Genomic DNA, 18,563 nt, shown 5'->3' with positions numbered 1-18,563 from the left:
TTTATTTCTCCTGTGTATTCACAAGTTGTTTGGTCAATGGGGTGTCAGGTATGTCTTTGGCAACAGTAACTAAATCTCCATCCGTTAAGAAACCTGTTCCAGAAGAAACCAATTTTACTTGTGTTGGTAAATCCATGATTTCTACACGATCACCTAGACGGCGACCTATAGTGACTTTCTGCTGTGTTACACGATTATTTTGATCAACAATAAAAACATAAGAAAAACCATCCCGCAGTAATAATGCCGTTTGTGGAATAGTTAATGCTGGTTTCTCACCTAAATCAAATTCACCTTTCACAAACATGCCCATCCGAACAGCTTGAGTCGTTGGAATATCGACATAAACTAGACCGTAACGAGTTTGTGGGTCAATCACAGGTGCTATCATTCGAACCTTACCTGTAATGGCAGGCTGGGCAGGGTCAGGCGAGAAAATACGTGCATTCATCCCTTGCTTGAGTTTATACAAATCCGAAGTGGTGACTTCGGCACGCCATTCCAGACGATGATCACGAATCAAACGGAATAATTCTTGTCCTGTTTGTGCGAGAGATCCAACCGTGGCAGTTCGTGCTGAAATAACGCCATTATCAGGTGAAACCACTTGAGTTTGAGCTAAGCGTAATTGATGACTTTCAATTTGAGCTTTAGCTGCATCAAGACGAGCTTGTGCAGTCGCTTGTGAGGTTTGATATTGCGTGGATTCTTGAGCAGAAATTGCACCCGTATTTTTAAGCTGTTGAATACGTTTGTTATTGGTAATCGCATCAGCTAAAACAGCTTGCGCTTCAGCATAACTTGCTTGAGCTGCTGCGAGGTCAGCACGTATTGTTTCACTATTGATTTCAGCTAAAACTTGACCGCGTTTAACCTCATCACCGACATTGACATTGACGCGAGTAAGCCGTTGACCTGATAGCTCGCTCCCAATGACAACTTCTTGCCATGCCGCAATGTTTCCATTTGCAGTAAAGCTTTGTTTCCAATTTTGCTGTTCAGGTTGAACAACCGTCACCGTCAGGGCTGCTTTTTGTTCTGCTGAATTTGCCCCTTTGTGCTTTTCCAAATTTGCTGAGTTTTTGGCTTTGTTTGTTTGCCAAAACATGACTGCAATAATTAAAAGAACAACAATGATCGCTAGAATAAACCAAATTTTTTTCTTAGTTTTCTGGGGAGTTTGAGAAGCCATCTTTCCATAATCGCCAAATATTGATGGCCTAAGTATAGACGAAGATTTCAACAGATGGTCAATAGTAAACTGGCAGATGAAAAAATTAATAAAGGGCGAGTTTCAACACAATATAATAAGATAAAGCTTATAAAGCGATCACTCGCTATGATTTCTGATTGCTATAAAGGAAGTAAGCGATTAGTCACTACGCTTTTCATTACAATCGTTGAAGTAAGGCGCTGTACATTCGGTAAAGCAGACAGACTGTCGTCATAAAGTTTTTGAAAACTTGCCAGATCTTTGGTCACCACATGCAACAAATAATCAGGATTGCCAAACAGTCGCTGTGCTTGAATCACATTGGTAATTTCACTGACCTTTTCTTCAAAGCTAGACAAAGCCCGCTTATCACCATCTTTTAAAGTCACAAAAATAATTGCCGCAAAATTAAAGCCAATTTGAGATGCTTCAAGATCGGCATGATAACCCTTAATGACCCCAGATTCTTCTAAAGCTTTCACTCGGCGATGACAAGGGGATAGACTTAAACCTATTCTTTCAGCCAATTCGGTGATAGATAATCGCCCATTTGCCTGTAGTTCAGCAATAATTTTCTTATCAATACGATCCATTTGGAATAATTTACCTTTTAGTTTTGAAATCAAGCAAACATTTGGAATAACATTTTAAGCATTAAAGTCTATTCTCTCAATTCTATTTTCACCACATGGTGAAAAATAACAATGATGAAGAGTAGGCGTCTGATATGGATTTAAGTGTAATTTTTGCTTTTTGGTGTGTTTCAATTTTATTTGTTTTAACACCGGGCGCAGATTGGGCTTATGCGATTCTAGCTGGCATAAAGGGGAAGTTTATTGTTACAGCTGTTTCAGGGCTTGTACTGGGGCATTTTTTAGCGATTTTGTGTGTTGCAGCTGGCGTGGGCACTTTAGTTAGTCATTATCCAATTTTATTGACATCTTTGACGATTGTTGGTGCATGTTATTTATTGTGGATGGGAATAAGCTTGTTGATTCGACCAGCTACCATCTCAAGTACTGAACAGCAGATATCTGCGTTTGATTCAGCAAAGTCTTGGTTCGTTAAAGGTGTGGGAATTAGTGGGTTAAATCCAAAAGTTTTATTGCTCTTTTTTGCACTATTACCGCCATTTATTCACCCAAATTTGCAATTTTCAGCTACAGCTCAGATCCTTTCTTTAGGTATTATTCATCTAATTAGTTGCGCGATTGTTTATGTATTGGTTGGAATCGCAGCGAAGAAATTATTAAGTACACGACCTCAAGCTGTAAAAATAGTCAGTCGTATTTCGGGGAGCTTAATGATTTTGATTGCCACCATATTAATGATTGGACAGCTTTCATAAGTTGCTGAAGAATCCATGCTTTGACATAGATTCTTCAGCTATTTCATGGGTTAAAGAATTGATTTTAGTCGTTTTACCACTTCTTCACACTGTGCTAAATCTGCGACGAGTGCCATCCGAACATGTCCTTCGCCCGGATTACCTTGTTCGGTATCACGAGATAAATATCGACCTGGTAACACCTTAATATGGGCTTTTTCCATCAACATTTTCGCAAAAGTTTCATCATTATCAACTTTTAACCAATAATAAAAACCTGCATCAGGTTTTTGTAACGGTAGTAAATGTCCTAATTCTGTTTGGAATAAATCAAATTTAGCACGGTATTGTTGACGATTTTCTTCTACATGTGCCTCATCATTCCATGCCGCAATCGAAGCCAATTGATGTTGAACAGGCATTGCAGCGCCGTGATAGGTACGATATTGCAAATAAGGTTTTAATAATGCTGCATCACCCGCAACAAAACCCGAACGCATACCCGGGAGGTTTGAACGTTTAGAAAGGGAATGGAACACGATACAATTTTTATAATCATCACGTCCTATTTCAGCACAAACTTCTAAAAGCCCAATCGGTGCTTCATCAAACCATAACTCTGAATAACATTCATCAGAAGCAATCACAAAACCATATTGATCAGAAAGTGCAATCAACTTTTTGAATTGCTCTTTTGAAAGTACAGTACCTGTTGGATTACCCGGTGTGCAAACGAATAATAATGCTGTTTTTTCCCAGACTTCCGCAGGCACGGCATCAAAATCGCCGAGATAGCCATTTTCTTCAGTGCAGTTGATAAAGTAAGGCTTTGCACCTGCCAATAACGCAGCACCTTCATAAATTTGATAGAACGGATTTGGCATCACGATATACGGTGCATCTTCGCGTTTAATTAAGGCTTGCACAAAAGAAAAGATACCTTCACGTGTACCAGAAACAGGCAAAATATGTTCTTCTGCACTAATATGGTTCAGTTTGAAACGATTGCTCAGCCATTGTGCAATACTTTGGCGCAGTTCAGGTTGCCCTTTACTATTAGGATAAGTCGACAAATGTGCAAAATTATCAATGATTGCTTGTTTAACGAACTCTGGTGCAGGATGTTTTGGTTCACCAATTGATAATGGAATCAATGGTAAATCGGCAGGTTGTATTCCTTTAAAAAGCTCATTTAACTTTTCAAAAGGATAAGGATGCAATAAAGATAAACTTGAGTTCATTGAAACAATTACCAAACTGTAGGGGCGTATTGCCTACGCCCAATGTATTGATGAAAATTGGAATTACGATGGCTTAAAAACCTGATTTGACACTTCATCCAAAGACGCTTTTAGCGTTTCCGCAAAAGCCTGGACTTCTTCATCTGTAAGCAATACGCCATTTTTCTTGGTCACAAAGAAAATATCTTCTGCTCTTTCACCTAGAGTTGCAATTCTAGCGGAGTGAATATCCAATCCTTGTAGCATAAACAATGCGCCAATCCGAGCTAAGAGACCCGGTTGATCGAGCGTTGAGATTTCAACCATATGTTGCTGTAAAGTTGGGTTGAGTACAATATCCACGGTATTTTGCACATCGAAATGACGTAAATGGCGTGGAATACGGCGTTGCATAATACCTGGGTATTGATCTGAATGGCTGAGCGCATCTACAAGTGCAGCTTTGACTTTGCGTTCACGCTCTGGATCGGTCAGCAATGTGCCAAAACGATCCAGTACCAAATATGTGTCCAAGCTAAATGCGGTGCTTGCGGTGATAATTCGGGCATCCTGAACATCAAGGTTCATACGGTCCAGCACAGCCACAGTGGTTGCAAACAGGTTAGGCTGGTCACGGGTATAAATAAAGATTTGAACGGCGTCATCCGCAGCATTTCGATGTGCGCGTAATAAAACCAAAGGCTCTGGGTTATCGCCATGCTGTAAAATCGCTTGAGTATGCCATGCAATTTCATTGGCTGATTCTTTAACGAAGTATTCATCACCGAGTTCTTGCCAAACTTTTTCGACTTCGGCGAGAGAGAAGTCATTGACCAATAATTCACTGGCAGCAAATTTGGTGTCTTCAATTAACATTTGATAGTCAACAGGACGACCTAAGCCTGAACGAATGACATCTCGCGCATAGGTATACAACTGGCGCATAAGGGAAGCACGCCATGTATTCCAAAGTTTAGGATTGGTTGCGTTAATATCTGCAACGGTCAGTGTATACAGATAATCCAGATGCTCCATGTCGCCGACTTTTTCAGCAAACTCTTTCACTTCATCTGGATCAGAAATATCTTTTTTCTGTGCAGTAAGGGACATGAGTAGATGATTGTTAATCAACCATGCTACAAGTTTACATTCACGTTCAGTAAAACCATGCGTGCGACAGAACTCGATGGCATCTAGTGCGCCTAATTCACTATGATCGCCACCACGACCTTTCGCAATATCATGGAAAATTGCTGCCATATAGACAATATCGTGACGTGCAATACGTTGGAATACTGAACTCACCACAGGGAATTCTTTAGCGAATTCAGGTTCTTTAAAGCGACTTAAGTTTCTGAGCAATAATAAGGTGTGTGCATCTACCGTGTAGATATGGAACAGATCGTACTGCATTAATCCTGTGATCTGTCCAAACGAAGGAATGTAGTTCCCTAATACGCCATAACGTTTCATCGCCACCATCGTGTCATATAAGTGCGGTGAGCGAATAATTGACATGAATAATGCTTGATGTTCTGGGTTGTCACGGAAACGTTGATCAATTCGTTTGGCTGCGAGCACAAGAAGACGCAAGGTACGAGCACGAATGCCTGTAATTTCTGGTCGATTGGCTAACAGATAGAATAGTTCTAAAATTGCACTCGGTTCTTCAGAAAATACTTTGTGATGCTGAACAGCGAGTTTACCGTCTACAATTTTAAAGCGTTCATTAATGTCGATAATTTGGCGTTCATAATCAGGCAGACGAGGGGTAATGACTGATTCATTGAAGTAAGCAAGTAACATCTCATTCAGCGTTGAAACTTGTTGCGCTGTTCGATAATAACGCTTCATGAATTGTTCAACTGCAAAGTTCACAGGTTGACCTTCTTCGCGTACATAACCAAATTTTGCTGCTATATCTCTTTGATATTCAAATAATAAGCGATTCTCATCTCGTTTAGCGATACGATGCAAATGGGTTCTAATCTCCCATAAGAAACTTTCAGCTTCTTCCAGTACGCCTAATTCAAATTCAGTAATAAAGCCTAAGTGAACTAAATCATAAATACGATTGACACGGAAGTGACGTTTGGCAATCCAACCAATCTGATTAATATCACGAATACCGCCAGGTGCATTTTTGATATCTGGTTCTAAATTGCTTTCAGTATTATTGTGTTGAGCGTAGCGCTTGGTCTGTTCCGCCATTTTGGCATCATAGAACGTTTTATCTGTCCATGTTTGGGCGACAATACGACGTGGCCATTTAGCCAGTTGTTCATTGCCTGAAATTAAACGTGCTTCGATTAAAGTTGAAGCAACAGTTAAATCATTTGCTGCTTGTTCAACACAGTTTTGAATCGTACGAACGCTAATTCCAGGTTTAAAATTACCAACATCCCATAAGGATGAAATAAAAGTTGAGATCAGTTTTTCTTGTTCTTCGCTGATTTCATCTTCAGATAAAATCATGATGTCAGTATCGGAATATGGCAGCATTTCGCGACGACCATATCCTCCGACCGCAAATAAACCTAATTCAGTTTTATTTAATTCAGCATGATTCCATAAAAAGACTAAGGCCTCATCAATCGAGTTGGAACGAGCCTTAATCACTTCACGAATAGCTTGCCCATTTTCATAACTCTCTTGTAATTGCTTTTCTACATCTGTTCGCCATTGATTAATGGCTTTAATATCATGATGACTGGTGACATAGTTCAGCAAAGGAGATGTATTGATCATGAAAATGGGTCTACTCAATTTAAGTTAAGAGTTTGTGTGTACGCTCACTTGGTCAGCAGCTTGTTGCGCTAATTCACGTGCTTGGTCTGTTGTTTCAGCGCGTGCTGTTGCAACTCCCATACGGCGACGTTTAAAACCTTCAGGTTTACCAAATAAACGTAAGTCAGTATTCGGATTGGCTAAAGCAAGATTCAAGCCATCAAAGCTGAGGTTATTCGCATCTACACCTGCATAAATCACCGCACTTGCCGCAGTACTATGGCGAGCTGTATTAACAGGTAAACCTAAAATAGCACGCGCATGCAATTCAAATTCGCTTTGGTATTGAGAAGCTAAAGTTACGAGACCCGTATCATGTGGGCGAGGGGAAACTTCGCTGAACCAAACTTTATCGCCTTTGATAAATAGCTCTACACCAAAGATACCACAGCCACCTAATGCAGTTGTTGCTTTGTGTGCGATACGTTTAGCTTCTTGTAAGGCAGCAGCAGTCATTGGTTGAGGTTGCCAGCTTTCGACATAGTCACCCGCATCTTGGCGGTGTCCAATCGGATCACAGAAATGGGTTTCGATTTCGCCAGTCTTAGGATTTTTTGCACGAACTGTTAATAAGGTGATTTCAAAATCAAAATCAATTTGTGATTCGATAATCACGGTACCTTGATTGACACGACCGCCTTGCATCGCATATTCCCAAGCGGCATCAACTTCATCAAAGCTTTTAACGCGAGACTGACCTTTACCCGATGATGACATCACTGGCTTTACAAAGTTTGGATAACCGATGTCATCACATGCTGCCCGGAAACTTTCTAAAGTACTGGCAAAGCGATAAGCGGATGTTGGTAGACCGAGTTCTTCAGCAGCTAAACGACGAATTCCTTCGCGGTTCATTGTAAGATTGACTGCTTTAGCTGAAGGAATAACGGTTGCTGTTTGGCTTTGTTCAATTTCTACAAGCACTTCAGTTGCAATCGCTTCAATTTCAGGAACAATCAAATTGGGTTGAATTGTTTCAATGAGTTGTTTTAATTCAGTTGGATCAGCCATATTCAATGTATAAGAAAAATGTGCAACTTGCATGGCTGGTGCATGATCATAACGATCTGCGGCATGAACTTCGACACCTAAGCGTTGTAAAGAAATCACAACCTCTTTACCTAGCTCCCCAGAACCTAACAGTAAAACCTTAAATGCAGAAGATTGAAGTGGAGTTCCAAGAGTGACGCTCATGCGTGTAATCCTATCCTGAGTAATTTGTGGTTAAGCATAGCAGAACTTTTTGATGAATTAAGCTTGCCTGATACAAAAAAACAAGGTTTTGTTAGACAAAAAATATGACTTATCATCGTGTTGATCTGTTTAGACATTGACTTGATAGTTAAGTCGTAAGTCATCTGCATTTTGACCACGAATTCCCCAATTTGATTTTGGGGTTTCAAAAATTGTAATTTCAATATCTTGTGGGGAAATACCGCATTGCTGCTGAATATTAGAAAAAATTGATTGAATAAATTGTTTTTTTGCCGAAGTTGTTCGCCCTTCAAACATTGAAATTTCAATAATCAAATATTGTTCACTGCGATCATTTGGATATATAAAATCTTCCGGAGCTAAAGCAATAAAGCGTTGAAATTTTTTTTCTACAGGATAATCGAGGTTTGTGACCAGTGCTTGGTGAATAGCATCTGACAATTGAGTTCTAAATTGTTGAATCGTTTGATGTAGTGCATAAATTTTGATTTGAGACATAAATAAGTTATTCCAAAATTAAGATTAGAAATTTTGATTCACATGATATTTTTATTTCACCACTTTAAATGATATTGGCATTAAATCAATTCTTTAGAACGCAGATTGTTCTATGCGATAAATAAGTAACAACGATTGAGTATTGTTGCTGAATTGACTAGCATAATGCGCAAATGTTCCATTAGCGATTTGATATGTTTAATACAAAAACTCATGTAGCGACAATAATGTTGTTTAGCAGCCTTTTATTGACTGCATGTGATCATTCAAGCAATCAGCCAGAAAAAAAAGTGGAAATTAAAGCAGCACCCAAACTTAATAATGATGCAACAAGTTACGCACAAGCTGCTTGGAAGCTGATTAATGAAATTGATCCAATTGTCTACAATAAACAAGCTGCTGAGATCGAAGATCAAGTTAGAAAACCATTACGACAACTCAGTACCGATTGGCGAATTAATGTTAAAATGACAGATTCTGTGACTGAAGGAAAATATGCGCTATGCCGTAAAGCATTGACCAGTCTTGATACTTGGGCAAGAGATGTTAAAGATAATGTGAGTTCGTCAACGCAAAAGCAAGCGGATTACGAACGAGACAAGGCACAGTGTAAAGATGCAATTGATAATCCAGCTTTAGGCAATACCTCACCCAAATAAAAAAGCGAGATGATGAATCTCGCTTCAGCTGGTTAAAGCTATCATGCGTTTGGGTTTATGACGTTTTTCCTGTTTTTGTGGCTTCCTGCTTGATTTGTGTGGTTGATGCCGTTGCTGCTTTTTTAGTATCCGATGACATTTTCATGGTGTCATGTTTCATTGTCTCTTTTGCTTTCGTGGTTTCTTTTTTGGTTTTTACGACATTTGCTGCTACACATTTGCCACCTTTATGATTTGGTCCTGTGCCACCCTGTAATTGAGTTCCTTTCGGGCAGGCAAATGCACTTGCGCTTAATACGGTGAATAAGCCTGCTGTTAGAATTGTTGCGACTTTTTTCATAATTGTCATCTGAATCAGGTAAGCGATAGTGCTTAGGATTAATTTAGATGAGTTTTTAACAATAAAGCAGCATGATTTTGTGAATAATTTAAATTGAAGCGTAGTGTTTTATAGCGAGAGTTTATCTTTTAATTTATGTTTAAGATTAAGCGGATATTGCATAATAGATGATCTAATTTTCTAAATAAGATCATACGATCGCCGTAACACTTTATTGCTTTAGATAACCGACGGCAGCGACTTTCTTTAACTTTTCAATATCAATCACCTCAATTTTTTTAAAACCAAGTTGTATGATTCCTTGTTTTTCAAATAGATTTAATTCTTGATTAACAGTTTGTCTTGAGATTGTTAGCATATTGGCAAGTTGATCTTGTGAAATTTGAATATTGAAATCTTGGATACAAGAGCGATTGCCATAGCCTTCAAGAATAAATAATAAACGTTGTGCAAGACGCTGGCTGATACTTTGAGTCTGAATTGCAATTTGTTCTAAAAAAACATAACGGAGTTTTTGACTGCTAAGCAAAGCAAAGTAATACCAGTAATAGGGATTTTGCAGTAGAAATGCTTTAAGTGGTTGTGCTGGAATTTGTAAAACGACACTTTTCTTGAGTGCAATAGCATCATGAGAGCGTGGTTGCTGGTCAATAAGAGAGATTTCGCCAAACCACATGATGGGTTCAGCAATTGCAGCAATCGCTTCATTACCATTCACATCGATGTATCCCAAACTAATCGATCCTTCAAGCACACCATAAACACCATCAAAAAGGTCTTGAGCATGAAATACGGCAGCATTTTTTTCTATGCTATATTTTTTTCCATGCTCGATGATGAAGTTTTGAAATGGTAAATCTAGGTGATTGAACCAAGCATTTTGATTTAAATGTTTAATATAAATTGCATCTAGCACAACATTTCCTTTGTTAAAAATAAATCCATTTGTCAGCTATATGACAATTTCACATACTCATTTCTTATAGATTAACAGCATAAACTAAATATATGAGGAATGAGCAATGACAAATTTGGAACGACAACTCAGTCAGTATGCTGCTTACCATTTAGATCGAAATAATATTATGACTCATTTTGTAGGCATTCCTTTAATCGTTTTCTCTATCTTATGTTTAACCGTACGAGCAGGTATTGAAATCTCTGGTTTCTCTATAACCTTAGCTATGATACTGATTGTTTTAAGTGGTATTTATTATCTTACACTTGATAAGTTGTTTGGTGCCTTGATGCTGATCTTATTGGTGTTGGCTTATCCTTTAGCTTTAAAAGTTGCGGCTTTATCCATGTGGAGTTGGTTAGGTGCGAGTGTTGGTATTTTTGTTGTAGGCTGGGTCTTTCAGTTTGTAGGACATTATTTTGAAAAGAAAAAACCTGCATTTGTTGATGATCTGATTGGTCTGGCAATTGGTCCATTATTCGTTTTAGCTGAGTTTGTATTTTTACTGGGTTTCCGTAAACCATTACATCAACGTATTTTGAAAGAAGCTGAAAGCAAACGTGCCGCGATGGATATGAAGGTCCAAACAGCATCTTAAGCCCAGATAATTTTAAAAGAGCCGAGATCATTTAGATTTCGGTTTATTTATTGCAATAAATAGATCATTTAAAAATGTGCCATCTGCTTGTTATGCTGATTGGTCTTTAACTCAAGATCTATATTTAAAAGCAAATGACAGGACTTTACGAATATTGGTCATTACCACACAAGTTAAGCATTAAATGCCCATCATGTCAGCACAAAGCGAATTTTGAATTTGCTCGATTTGCCAAGATTCAACTCAAAAAAGACATCGATTATTTTCAGCAGCATCCAGATTTTGAATATCAGCGTTTTCAGGATAGTTGTGGTGGTTATTGGAATGCTGCTTTTTACTATCCTAATTTATCGGTTGATTTGCAGCAGATCCGCGATTTACCTGAGACTTATGATCTACAAAAATGGTCTGCTCCTTACTCTTCAATGAATAAAGGAGGAGTAGTGTGTGAATCTTGTGATTGTCGTCAAAAACATGAACTGAATTGGCCGAATGATGCCTATTATGTGGTGATGTATAAACAACAAGCGCTATGGGCATTTCATCGTGAAGCGGCGATAGATCTCTATGATTATTTAAAAGAAGATTTACGTGATCATAAAAAATATCGCCACTCTTTCTTTTTGTTGCATATCCCGACGATTTTTAAACAGAAGAAGGCTAGAGTGCATGTGACCAAACAATTACAGAAATTATTAAAAAATCAGTAAGATGGGATGACCGATTTTTAATGTCATTTTAGGCGTAGAGTGCAACAAATTCCTTGATGATTTGAACAATCAGTTGAGGTTTTTCTCGATGGGGAACATGCCCACACGCTTCAATCAAATGTAATTCTGCATCCGTATATTTAGCTAATCGCTCAGGTTGCGCTAAGCTGCCATATTCATCATTGTGACCATGAATGGCGAGCAATTTTGTTTGTAATGCTTTGAGGTCATTGTCCAGAGTCCAATTGCGAAATGCAGGTGAAAGCCATGTTTCGGTCCAAGCATCCAAAACCCATTGTGCTTTTTCTGCATGATATTTTTTGAGTTTTTGCAATTGTTCAGGCTGTTGGAACATCTGTTTTGCATCAGAAACGCCATCTAAGGTCTTTTGTTCAATATATGCCTGAGCCGCTTCCGTAATCACTGCAACACATTTGAATGGATATTGTGCTGCAAAGCTGACCGCCATGCCACCACCAACACTATGACCTAGCGCAATCACTTGTGAGATTTCAAGCTGATCTAAAAGTTCAGCAGCAACAAGAGCTTCTTGTTGGATAAAATCGGTAGAGAGTTGTGTGTCGCTTGCATCAGATTGTCCAAAGCCATGACGATCATAGGCAATAATCATGCGATTGGTTTCGATGCAAAGTTGTTCAGGAAAATCTCGCCATAGTTGCACGCAGCCTAAAGAGTCATGGAATAATAGAATCGGAATTTGTTTACTTGGCTCAGTCTGTTGTGGCTGCCATATCTTTACAAAGAGATTGCCTTCAAGGGATGAGATGTTTTTTTCAACGGTTTCACAGTGTCGCATGGCAAGATAATCCAAATGTATAAATTGAATATCAGAATAGTTAAAAACCATTGTGTAATATAGATATAATCATGACGATAAATAGTCTGATCGTGCCATATTGAAATGAAAAGAGTTGCAATTGTTGCTTATGACGGATGTTGGGCAATGAGCCTGATGATGGTTAAGGATTTTTTTCATGTCGTGGCTTTGTTGGAAGCGCGACAGGGGCAGGTTGCAACATACCAAGTTGAAATTCTAAGTATCGATGGATTAGCGAAACAGAGTGCAAGTGGAACACAGATCGATGTCAATGGGCATATCATGCTAGATCGCATTTATGATTTGGTGATTATTCCTAGTTTTGAGGGGAAGCAGTTAGCAACATTAACATTACAAAGCCATGATTTAGTGCTGTGGATTAGACGTTTAATACAACAGCAGATTGCTATTTTAGCGGTTACAACGGGTGTTTATTTTATTGCAGCAACTAAACTTGCTGATCACATCCTGTTAGCAACCCATTGGGCTTTTATTCGTGAGCTAAATGGTTTATTTCCTAGCTGTTCATTTACTAAAAATCGAAATTATCTATACGCAGGATCGATCTATAGTACAGGGACATTAATGGGTACATTTGATGCTTTACTGGGCATTGTTGCACAGCATAAAGGGGATTATTTTGCACAATTGTGTGCAAGCCATTTATTGATGACCTCACCGCAATTACTAAATCCTGTATTACCGATGTATCGTAATCATTGTGATGAAGCCGTATTGCAAGTACAAGATTGGCTAGATGAACATTGTGCTGAGGAAAACAAGATTGCCGATCTGGCCCAGCAATTTAATTTTAGTGAGCGGAATTTGAAACGGCGTTTTCAATTGGCGACGCAGATTTCTCCCAATCAATATTTGCAACAGGTGAGAGTTGATAAAGCCAAGAAGTTATTATTAACCACAGATATGAAGATTCAGCAAATTGCTTATGAAGTGGGCTATGAAAATGTAAGTTTTTTTATTCGAATATTTAAAAAGGTCACAGCTTGTACACCGACGCAATGGGTCAAATAAATGATTGAATCGTGGTTTGTGATTTACCTAAAGATTTTGATTGATACATGAGCTGATCTGCAGTCTTGGTTGCATCTTCAAGGTTTTCTGGTAATTCGGATAAAATGGCTAAACCCATACTAAAATCGACGCCATATTTTTGATTTAAGCCACTTTCTGCAAATAATGTTCGCAAGTGATGATCACAAAGATATGCTTGGGTTTCATCAATATCTAATAAAATAATTGCGAATTCATCACCGCCTAAACGGGCAACAATGTCTGAAGAACGACATGATTTTTTTAGAATTTGTGAAAATTGTAATAAAACTTCATCACCACGATGATGCCCATGAGTATCATTCACTGCTTTAAAACCATCGAGATCAATAATTCCAACAGCGAACAGCGACTGTTTACGAAAATTTAATTTACGCAAAATACGATATTCAATATCGAGAGCACGGCTATTATCGAGAGAGGTGAGCTGATCTTTCATTGCTAATTTTTTCATTTCTTGCCAGTTTTTTCGAACATGGATCAGCAAAAATGCAACAATTGAAAAAAAACCTAAACGAACGAAAGCATTCCAAAGAGGGATAAATGTATTGGAATAATGATGACCAGCATGAATGTCTGCAATCAACCAAGTCATGCCTGACAGCATAATGGTCAGCACAGTGATCTTAAATTGGTCGTACCATGCTGCAATTGAAACAGGCAGTAGATAGAACACCGAGAACGAATACTCATAACCTGTTGCCAAGTCAATCATACCAAGCACAGCAGTGATGAGCAGAATCAACAACCGCCGTATCATTGGATTATGTGCGAATAATCGTTCTAATGTTCTTTCCATAGTGTCTTTATGTTGAAATAATTACACGTTAAAACGGAAGTGTAATACATCGCCGTCTTGTACGACATAAGTTTTACCTTCTAAACGCCATTTACCTGCTTCTTTGGCACCGCTTTCTCCGTTGTATTGAATGAAGTCATCATAAGCAACACATTCAGCACGGATAAAGCCTTTTTCGAAGTCGGTATGAATCACACCCGCTGCTTGTGGCGCAGTCGCACCGACTTTAACCGTCCACGCACGAACTTCTTGTACGCCCGCAGTGAAGTAAGTTTGTAAGCCAAGTAAGCTATAACCTGCACGAATCACCACGTTTAAGCCTGGTTCTTCCATACCCATCGCTTCCAGAAATTCAGCGCGATCTTCATCTTCTAATAATGAAATTTCAGCTTCGATCTGGTTGCAAAGCGGTACAACAATCGCATTTTCTTCAGCAGCCAGTTTTTTTACTGCATCAAGATGTGGGTTATTTTCAAAACCGTCTTCTGCCACGTTGGCAATGTACATAGTTGGTTTAAGCGTCATTAAACCGAAACCGCGTACCGCTTTACGTTCATCATCCGAAAGGTCAGCCGCACGTGCTGGTTTGCCTTCATCGAGTAAAGGTTGAATTTTTTCTAAAGCTGCTTTAGTGGCAATCGCATCTTTATCGCCACCTTTTGCCGCTTTAGTTAAACGTAACAAAGCTTTTGCAACGGTATCAAGGTCAGCAAGCGCAAGTTCAGTATTGATGGTTGCGATGTCATCTAATGGGTCAATTTTACCATTTACGTGAATCACGTTTTCATCTTCAAAACAACGAACTACATGAGCAATGGCATCTGTTTCACGGATATTGGCAAGGAATTGGTTACCCAAGCCTTCACCTTTAGATGCACCAGCAACTAAACCTGCGATATCAACAAATTCCATCGTAGTTGGAATAACACGTTGAGGTTTAACAATCGCTGTAAGTTTATCTAGGCGTGGATCTGGAACAGGGACAATGCCTGTATTCGGTTCAATGGTACAGAACGGAAAGTTTTCAGCTGCAATCGCTGCCTTTGTTAATGCATTGAACAATGTAGATTTACCTACGTTTGGCAGACCAACAATACCGCAATTAAAACCCATGAAACCACTCACAAATGTGTTATTTAAAAATTGCTGATGATTTTACATGAAAGCCATGACAAAGTCAGGTCATGGCTGTAATGAAAACTTGATCTTGCCCAAATTACAGGAGATAGGAAAAAAACGACATTGTAATCATTCATTTTTACTTCTAAAGTAGAGCAAACCTTAGGTTTGATCGAGTAGAAAAATAAATTTGGAGAGTTTATGCGGGTTTTATACCAATTTCCTTTGTCTCATTATTGTGAAAAAGCTCGCTGGTTGTTAGATCATAAGGAATTGGACTATGTGGCACATAATTTAATTCCTGGTTTTCACCGAGCATTTACCTATCTCAAATCTGGGCAATATCTATTGCCGATGTTGAAAGATGATAAACGCTGGGTTGCTGATTCAACACAAATCGCTTTATATCTTGATAGTACTTATCCTGAACATGCATTATTAAGACGTGATGAACAGTTACGTGAGCAAGCTTTAGAAATTGATAAATTATCAGGTGAGCTGGGTGTGCATGTCCGACGTTGGTCATTGGCGCAAGCGTTATCTGTTGGCGATCATCCACTCGAAATTATGATGGGTGAGCAAGGCTATTTACGTCAGTTTGAAAAAATTTCTAAACCAATTTTAAAGAGTTTAGTTTCTTCAAACTATAAGTTAAATCCTCAGAAAGTCGCAAAATCTAAAGTGAGAATGACTGAGCTGATTACCGACCTCAATCAACGCTTGATTGATAATCAAGGGCGTTATTTGGTTGGCGATCGTCTAGGTTTAGCAGATATAGCAGTTTGTTCAATTCTTGCGCCTTTACTCGTGATTAAGGGTACGCCGTGGGAATTGGAAAATGATGATATTGAACAATTCACGGGTGAATTGAAGGAATATCATGACTATTTATTAGATTTACCGCTTGGACAATATGCACAGCGTATTTATGCGACTGAACGTAATGCACGGGTTGATTGGCGCGGTTTATAAGATTTGTTGATGAATAAAGCCCTGATTGAAAATAATCGGGGCTTTTTTATGCGAAAGAAAAGAGCAAAATAGTCAATAAAGTAAAAAATTATCGGTGAATAAAATTAATTATTAAAAGAAAATTCGTTATAAATAGAAAATATTAGAAATTATTGCCAAATTTACTTTAAAAAAACTGAAAAGAGGGAAATAATTATAAAAAGTCTTTGCTATCTTATGTTTCAGGGTGTGATGGGGATCGAAACGAGTTGTTCACTATTGGGAGATGAGTTGAACAGTTGCTCAAAAGGTCTTGTTTCGGCTTTGAGACAAAGATAAACCAAAAGTTTATCGGAATCATGTTTGCGTTATCCATGCAGCATCGTCAAAAGTTAAACGAATGTTTTCCCTTGACCCTTAAAAATTACTGAGTGAGCAGTTCCGATAGAAGCATAAATTCAGAGTGAGAACTGTAGAATGGAATTGGATCGTTTTGATAAACAAATTCTTGAAATTTTGACCCATGAAGATGTCAATCTAAATGAGCTTTCAGAGCGTATTAATCTCTCGGTGAGTTCGGTGCATCGACGCATTAAAAACCTGATTGAATCCCAAGTGATGGGACAGCTCAAACGAGAAATTAATTTTAATAAGCTCGGTTTTAGTTTACATATACTTTTACAGGTTTCTTTGAGCAAACATGACAGTGAAACCTTTGATAAATTTCTACAAGAAATTGAAGATATTCCTGAAGTCACCAATGCCTTTTTAGTGACAGGGCAGAGCGCCGATTTTATTTTGGAATTGGTGGCTCGTAATATGGATGACTATAGTGAAATTCTATTACGCCGTATTGGTAAAATTGACAGCGTCGTTGCGCTACATTCTAGTTTTGTGATCAAAGAATACAACGTATTTAACTGCTATAAACTGTTAAATAAGTTATAAAAAATGCATCTAAAAAGATGCATTTTTTACTGATCTGAATGAATTAAGCATCAAGTTGCGTTAATACATCTTCAGAGAATTCAACATTGGTATAAACGTTTTGAACATCATCAAGATCTTCAAGCATATCAATCATTTTCATGATTTGTTTGGCTTGATCAATATCATTGATTTCAGCTTTAGTTGATGGGCTCATCACAACTTCAGCATTATCAGATTTTAGACCTGCTGCTGTAAGTGCATCCTGAACATCACCAAAGCTCTCTGGACTGGTGATTACCAAGATACTATCTTCATCGATCTCGATATCATCAGCACCCGCTTCTAAAGCGACTTCCATGATTTTGTCTTCTAAAGAAACATCTTCAAAAGAAATTTCGCCACGTTTTGTGAACAGGTAAGCCACCGAACCGTTGGTACCCAAGTTGCCATTGGTTTTACTAAAGCAATGACGAACATCTGGAACAGTACGGTTTAAGTTATCAGTCATGGTTTCAACGATAACTGCAACACCACCAACACCATAACCTTCATAGGTTACTTCTTTTAAATCATCATTATCTTCGCCACCAGCACCACGTTGGATCGCACGGTTGATGGTGTCACGTGTCATATTCACAGAAAGTGCTTTTTCAACAACAGCACGTAAACGAGGGTTACTCGCCGCATCTGGGCCGCCCAATCTAGAAGCGGTTACGATTTCACGGATATATTTGGTAAAAACTTTACCGCGACTTGCATCTTGTTTAGCTTTACGATGCTTAATATTGGCCCATTTAGAATGACCCGCCATGGAAGTAACTCCAAAAAATTAAAACTCAAAAAAGTGCGTGAATATTAGCATAGCGATAGTTTTCTTGAAAACTGCCATAGCTCATATTCAAAATTTAAAATTTTGATTAAGCATCAAAAAATGATCAGATGGTTCAGACGATTTAGTTAATTTTTACATCAATATCATATTCGGTATATAGTGCTTTGATTTTTTCTAAATCTTGTTGCAGATCAGTAGGGTGAATTTTACCTAAAATGCCACCTTGTTTAGTTCGGGCATTTGCATACATCAAGATGATCGGTACGTTGGCTGCTTTTGCAATATGCCAAAAACCAGTGCGAATGGGTTTTCGCGCTTCACCATCTTTTGCTCGTGTCGCTTCAGGAGCTATAACCAAATAGGACTTACGCATTGACAGATTCAAAAAAGTATTAAAATGCTTTATAAAGTATCTGTGATTAGACGAATTAAACATGCTTCTACAGCAACCTGTACTCTACCCATTTATATGGGCTTTCTCATGACAGAACCGAACTC

At 38.4% G+C, this 18,563-nt stretch carries 19 protein-coding genes and 1 pseudogene; 7 read left to right on the top strand and 13 right to left on the bottom strand.

Annotated elements, in window-relative coordinates; all coding sequences use genetic code 11:
* Position 1: 1 nt before the first annotated feature.
* Together CDG59_RS13285 and CDG59_RS13280 are read right to left on the bottom strand one after the other, a co-directional pair.
* Positions 2–1,192, bottom strand: a complete 1,191-nt coding sequence (locus CDG59_RS13285; RefSeq protein WP_087545711.1) for an efflux RND transporter periplasmic adaptor subunit — start codon at positions 1,190–1,192, stop codon at positions 2–4.
* A gap of 161 nt (positions 1,193–1,353) precedes the next feature.
* A complete protein-coding gene (locus CDG59_RS13280; RefSeq protein WP_087536207.1) occupies positions 1,354–1,806 on the bottom strand; it encodes an Lrp/AsnC family transcriptional regulator in 453 nt (150 codons plus the stop codon).
* Between the two features lie 134 nt (positions 1,807–1,940).
* On the opposite strand from CDG59_RS13280, the gene CDG59_RS13275 reads away from it, so the two are divergent.
* Positions 1,941–2,561, top strand: coding sequence for a LysE family translocator (locus CDG59_RS13275; RefSeq protein WP_087545710.1), 621 nt, complete (start codon positions 1,941–1,943; stop codon positions 2,559–2,561).
* Between the two features lie 50 nt (positions 2,562–2,611).
* Here CDG59_RS13275 and dapC read toward each other — a convergent pair whose 3' ends face one another.
* The 4 genes from dapC to CDG59_RS13255 form a co-directional block, all read right to left on the bottom strand.
* Positions 2,612–3,781 (bottom strand): succinyldiaminopimelate transaminase, encoded by a 1,170-nt coding sequence (gene dapC / locus CDG59_RS13270; RefSeq protein WP_087545708.1) that lies wholly within the window; start codon positions 3,779–3,781, stop codon positions 2,612–2,614.
* Positions 3,782–3,844: 63 nt separating this feature from the next.
* On the bottom strand, positions 3,845–6,508 hold the full coding sequence (glnD, locus tag CDG59_RS13265) for a [protein-PII] uridylyltransferase (protein ID WP_087545707.1): 2,664 nt from the start codon (positions 6,506–6,508) through the stop codon (positions 3,845–3,847).
* Between the two features lie 24 nt (positions 6,509–6,532).
* Positions 6,533–7,750 carry a formate-dependent phosphoribosylglycinamide formyltransferase gene (gene purT, locus CDG59_RS13260; protein WP_171295043.1) on the bottom strand — a complete coding sequence of 406 codons (1,218 nt, stop codon included), beginning with the start codon at positions 7,748–7,750 and terminating at the stop codon, positions 6,533–6,535.
* Between the two features lie 120 nt (positions 7,751–7,870).
* The gene (locus CDG59_RS13255) at positions 7,871–8,260 is read right to left on the bottom strand and encodes a tautomerase family protein (RefSeq protein ID WP_087545705.1); all 390 of its coding nucleotides are present in this window, start codon (positions 8,258–8,260) and stop codon (positions 7,871–7,873) included.
* Between the two features lie 194 nt (positions 8,261–8,454).
* On the opposite strand from CDG59_RS13255, the gene CDG59_RS13250 reads away from it, so the two are divergent.
* Positions 8,455–8,919 (top strand): hypothetical protein, encoded by a 465-nt coding sequence (locus tag CDG59_RS13250; protein ID WP_087545704.1) that lies wholly within the window; start codon positions 8,455–8,457, stop codon positions 8,917–8,919.
* 55 nt (positions 8,920–8,974) lie between these two features.
* On the opposite strand, the gene CDG59_RS13245 is transcribed toward CDG59_RS13250, so the two are convergent.
* Positions 8,975–9,259, bottom strand: coding sequence for a hypothetical protein (locus CDG59_RS13245; RefSeq protein WP_143225227.1), 285 nt, complete (start codon positions 9,257–9,259; stop codon positions 8,975–8,977).
* Positions 9,260–9,470: 211 nt separating this feature from the next.
* Positions 9,471–10,175: a Crp/Fnr family transcriptional regulator gene (locus CDG59_RS13240; RefSeq protein WP_087545702.1), complete on the bottom strand. Its 705-nt coding sequence runs from the start codon at positions 10,173–10,175 to the stop codon at positions 9,471–9,473.
* Between the two features lie 106 nt (positions 10,176–10,281).
* On the opposite strand from CDG59_RS13240, the gene CDG59_RS13235 reads away from it, so the two are divergent.
* Together CDG59_RS13235 and CDG59_RS13230 are read left to right on the top strand one after the other, a co-directional pair.
* Positions 10,282–10,815 carry a DUF962 domain-containing protein gene (locus CDG59_RS13235; RefSeq protein ID WP_087545700.1) on the top strand — a complete coding sequence of 178 codons (534 nt, stop codon included), beginning with the start codon at positions 10,282–10,284 and terminating at the stop codon, positions 10,813–10,815.
* 134 nt (positions 10,816–10,949) lie between these two features.
* Positions 10,950–11,525: a hypothetical protein gene (locus CDG59_RS13230; protein ID WP_087545699.1), complete on the top strand. Its 576-nt coding sequence runs from the start codon at positions 10,950–10,952 to the stop codon at positions 11,523–11,525.
* Positions 11,526–11,553: 28 nt separating this feature from the next.
* On the opposite strand, the gene CDG59_RS13225 is transcribed toward CDG59_RS13230, so the two are convergent.
* Positions 11,554–12,342 (bottom strand): alpha/beta fold hydrolase, encoded by a 789-nt coding sequence (locus tag CDG59_RS13225; RefSeq protein WP_087545724.1) that lies wholly within the window; start codon positions 12,340–12,342, stop codon positions 11,554–11,556.
* Positions 12,343–12,489: 147 nt separating this feature from the next.
* On the opposite strand from CDG59_RS13225, the gene CDG59_RS13220 reads away from it, so the two are divergent.
* Entirely contained in the window at positions 12,490–13,395 is a 906-nt protein-coding gene (locus tag CDG59_RS13220) for a GlxA family transcriptional regulator (RefSeq protein ID WP_005160606.1), read from the top strand.
* Here the strand turns inward: CDG59_RS13220 and CDG59_RS13215 are convergent.
* Both CDG59_RS13215 and ychF read right to left on the bottom strand, forming a co-directional pair.
* On the bottom strand, positions 13,388–14,233 hold the full coding sequence (locus tag CDG59_RS13215) for a GGDEF domain-containing protein (RefSeq protein ID WP_087545698.1): 846 nt from the start codon (positions 14,231–14,233) through the stop codon (positions 13,388–13,390). The two genes, CDG59_RS13220 and CDG59_RS13215, sit on opposite strands and share 8 nt — an antisense overlap.
* Before the next feature lie 21 nt (positions 14,234–14,254).
* Entirely contained in the window at positions 14,255–15,346 is a 1,092-nt protein-coding gene (gene ychF / locus CDG59_RS13210; RefSeq protein WP_004661588.1) for a redox-regulated ATPase YchF, read from the bottom strand.
* 207 nt (positions 15,347–15,553) lie between these two features.
* Between ychF and CDG59_RS13205 the strand changes: the two genes are divergently transcribed.
* Both CDG59_RS13205 and CDG59_RS13200 read left to right on the top strand, forming a co-directional pair.
* Positions 15,554–16,324 carry a glutathione S-transferase family protein gene (locus CDG59_RS13205; protein WP_087536195.1) on the top strand — a complete coding sequence of 257 codons (771 nt, stop codon included), beginning with the start codon at positions 15,554–15,556 and terminating at the stop codon, positions 16,322–16,324.
* Between the two features lie 456 nt (positions 16,325–16,780).
* Positions 16,781–17,251 carry an Lrp/AsnC family transcriptional regulator gene (locus CDG59_RS13200; RefSeq protein ID WP_004661600.1) on the top strand — a complete coding sequence of 157 codons (471 nt, stop codon included), beginning with the start codon at positions 16,781–16,783 and terminating at the stop codon, positions 17,249–17,251.
* A 43-nt stretch (positions 17,252–17,294) separates the two neighbouring features.
* On the opposite strand, the gene CDG59_RS13195 is transcribed toward CDG59_RS13200, so the two are convergent.
* Both CDG59_RS13195 and CDG59_RS13190 read right to left on the bottom strand, forming a co-directional pair.
* On the bottom strand, positions 17,295–18,044 hold the full coding sequence (locus tag CDG59_RS13195) for a YebC/PmpR family DNA-binding transcriptional regulator (RefSeq protein ID WP_087536193.1): 750 nt from the start codon (positions 18,042–18,044) through the stop codon (positions 17,295–17,297).
* A gap of 142 nt (positions 18,045–18,186) precedes the next feature.
* Positions 18,187–18,423 (bottom strand): annotated as a pseudogene (locus CDG59_RS13190) (acyltransferase); the annotation flags it as partial.
* Positions 18,424–18,563 lie beyond the last annotated feature (140 nt).

It is taken from the genome of Acinetobacter sp. WCHA29 (genome assembly GCF_002165335.1).
Classification (GTDB): Bacteria; Pseudomonadota; Gammaproteobacteria; order Pseudomonadales; family Moraxellaceae; genus Acinetobacter.
The sequence above is the reverse complement of the archived record's forward strand: the minus strand, read 5'-3'. Positions and strand labels throughout refer to the sequence as shown.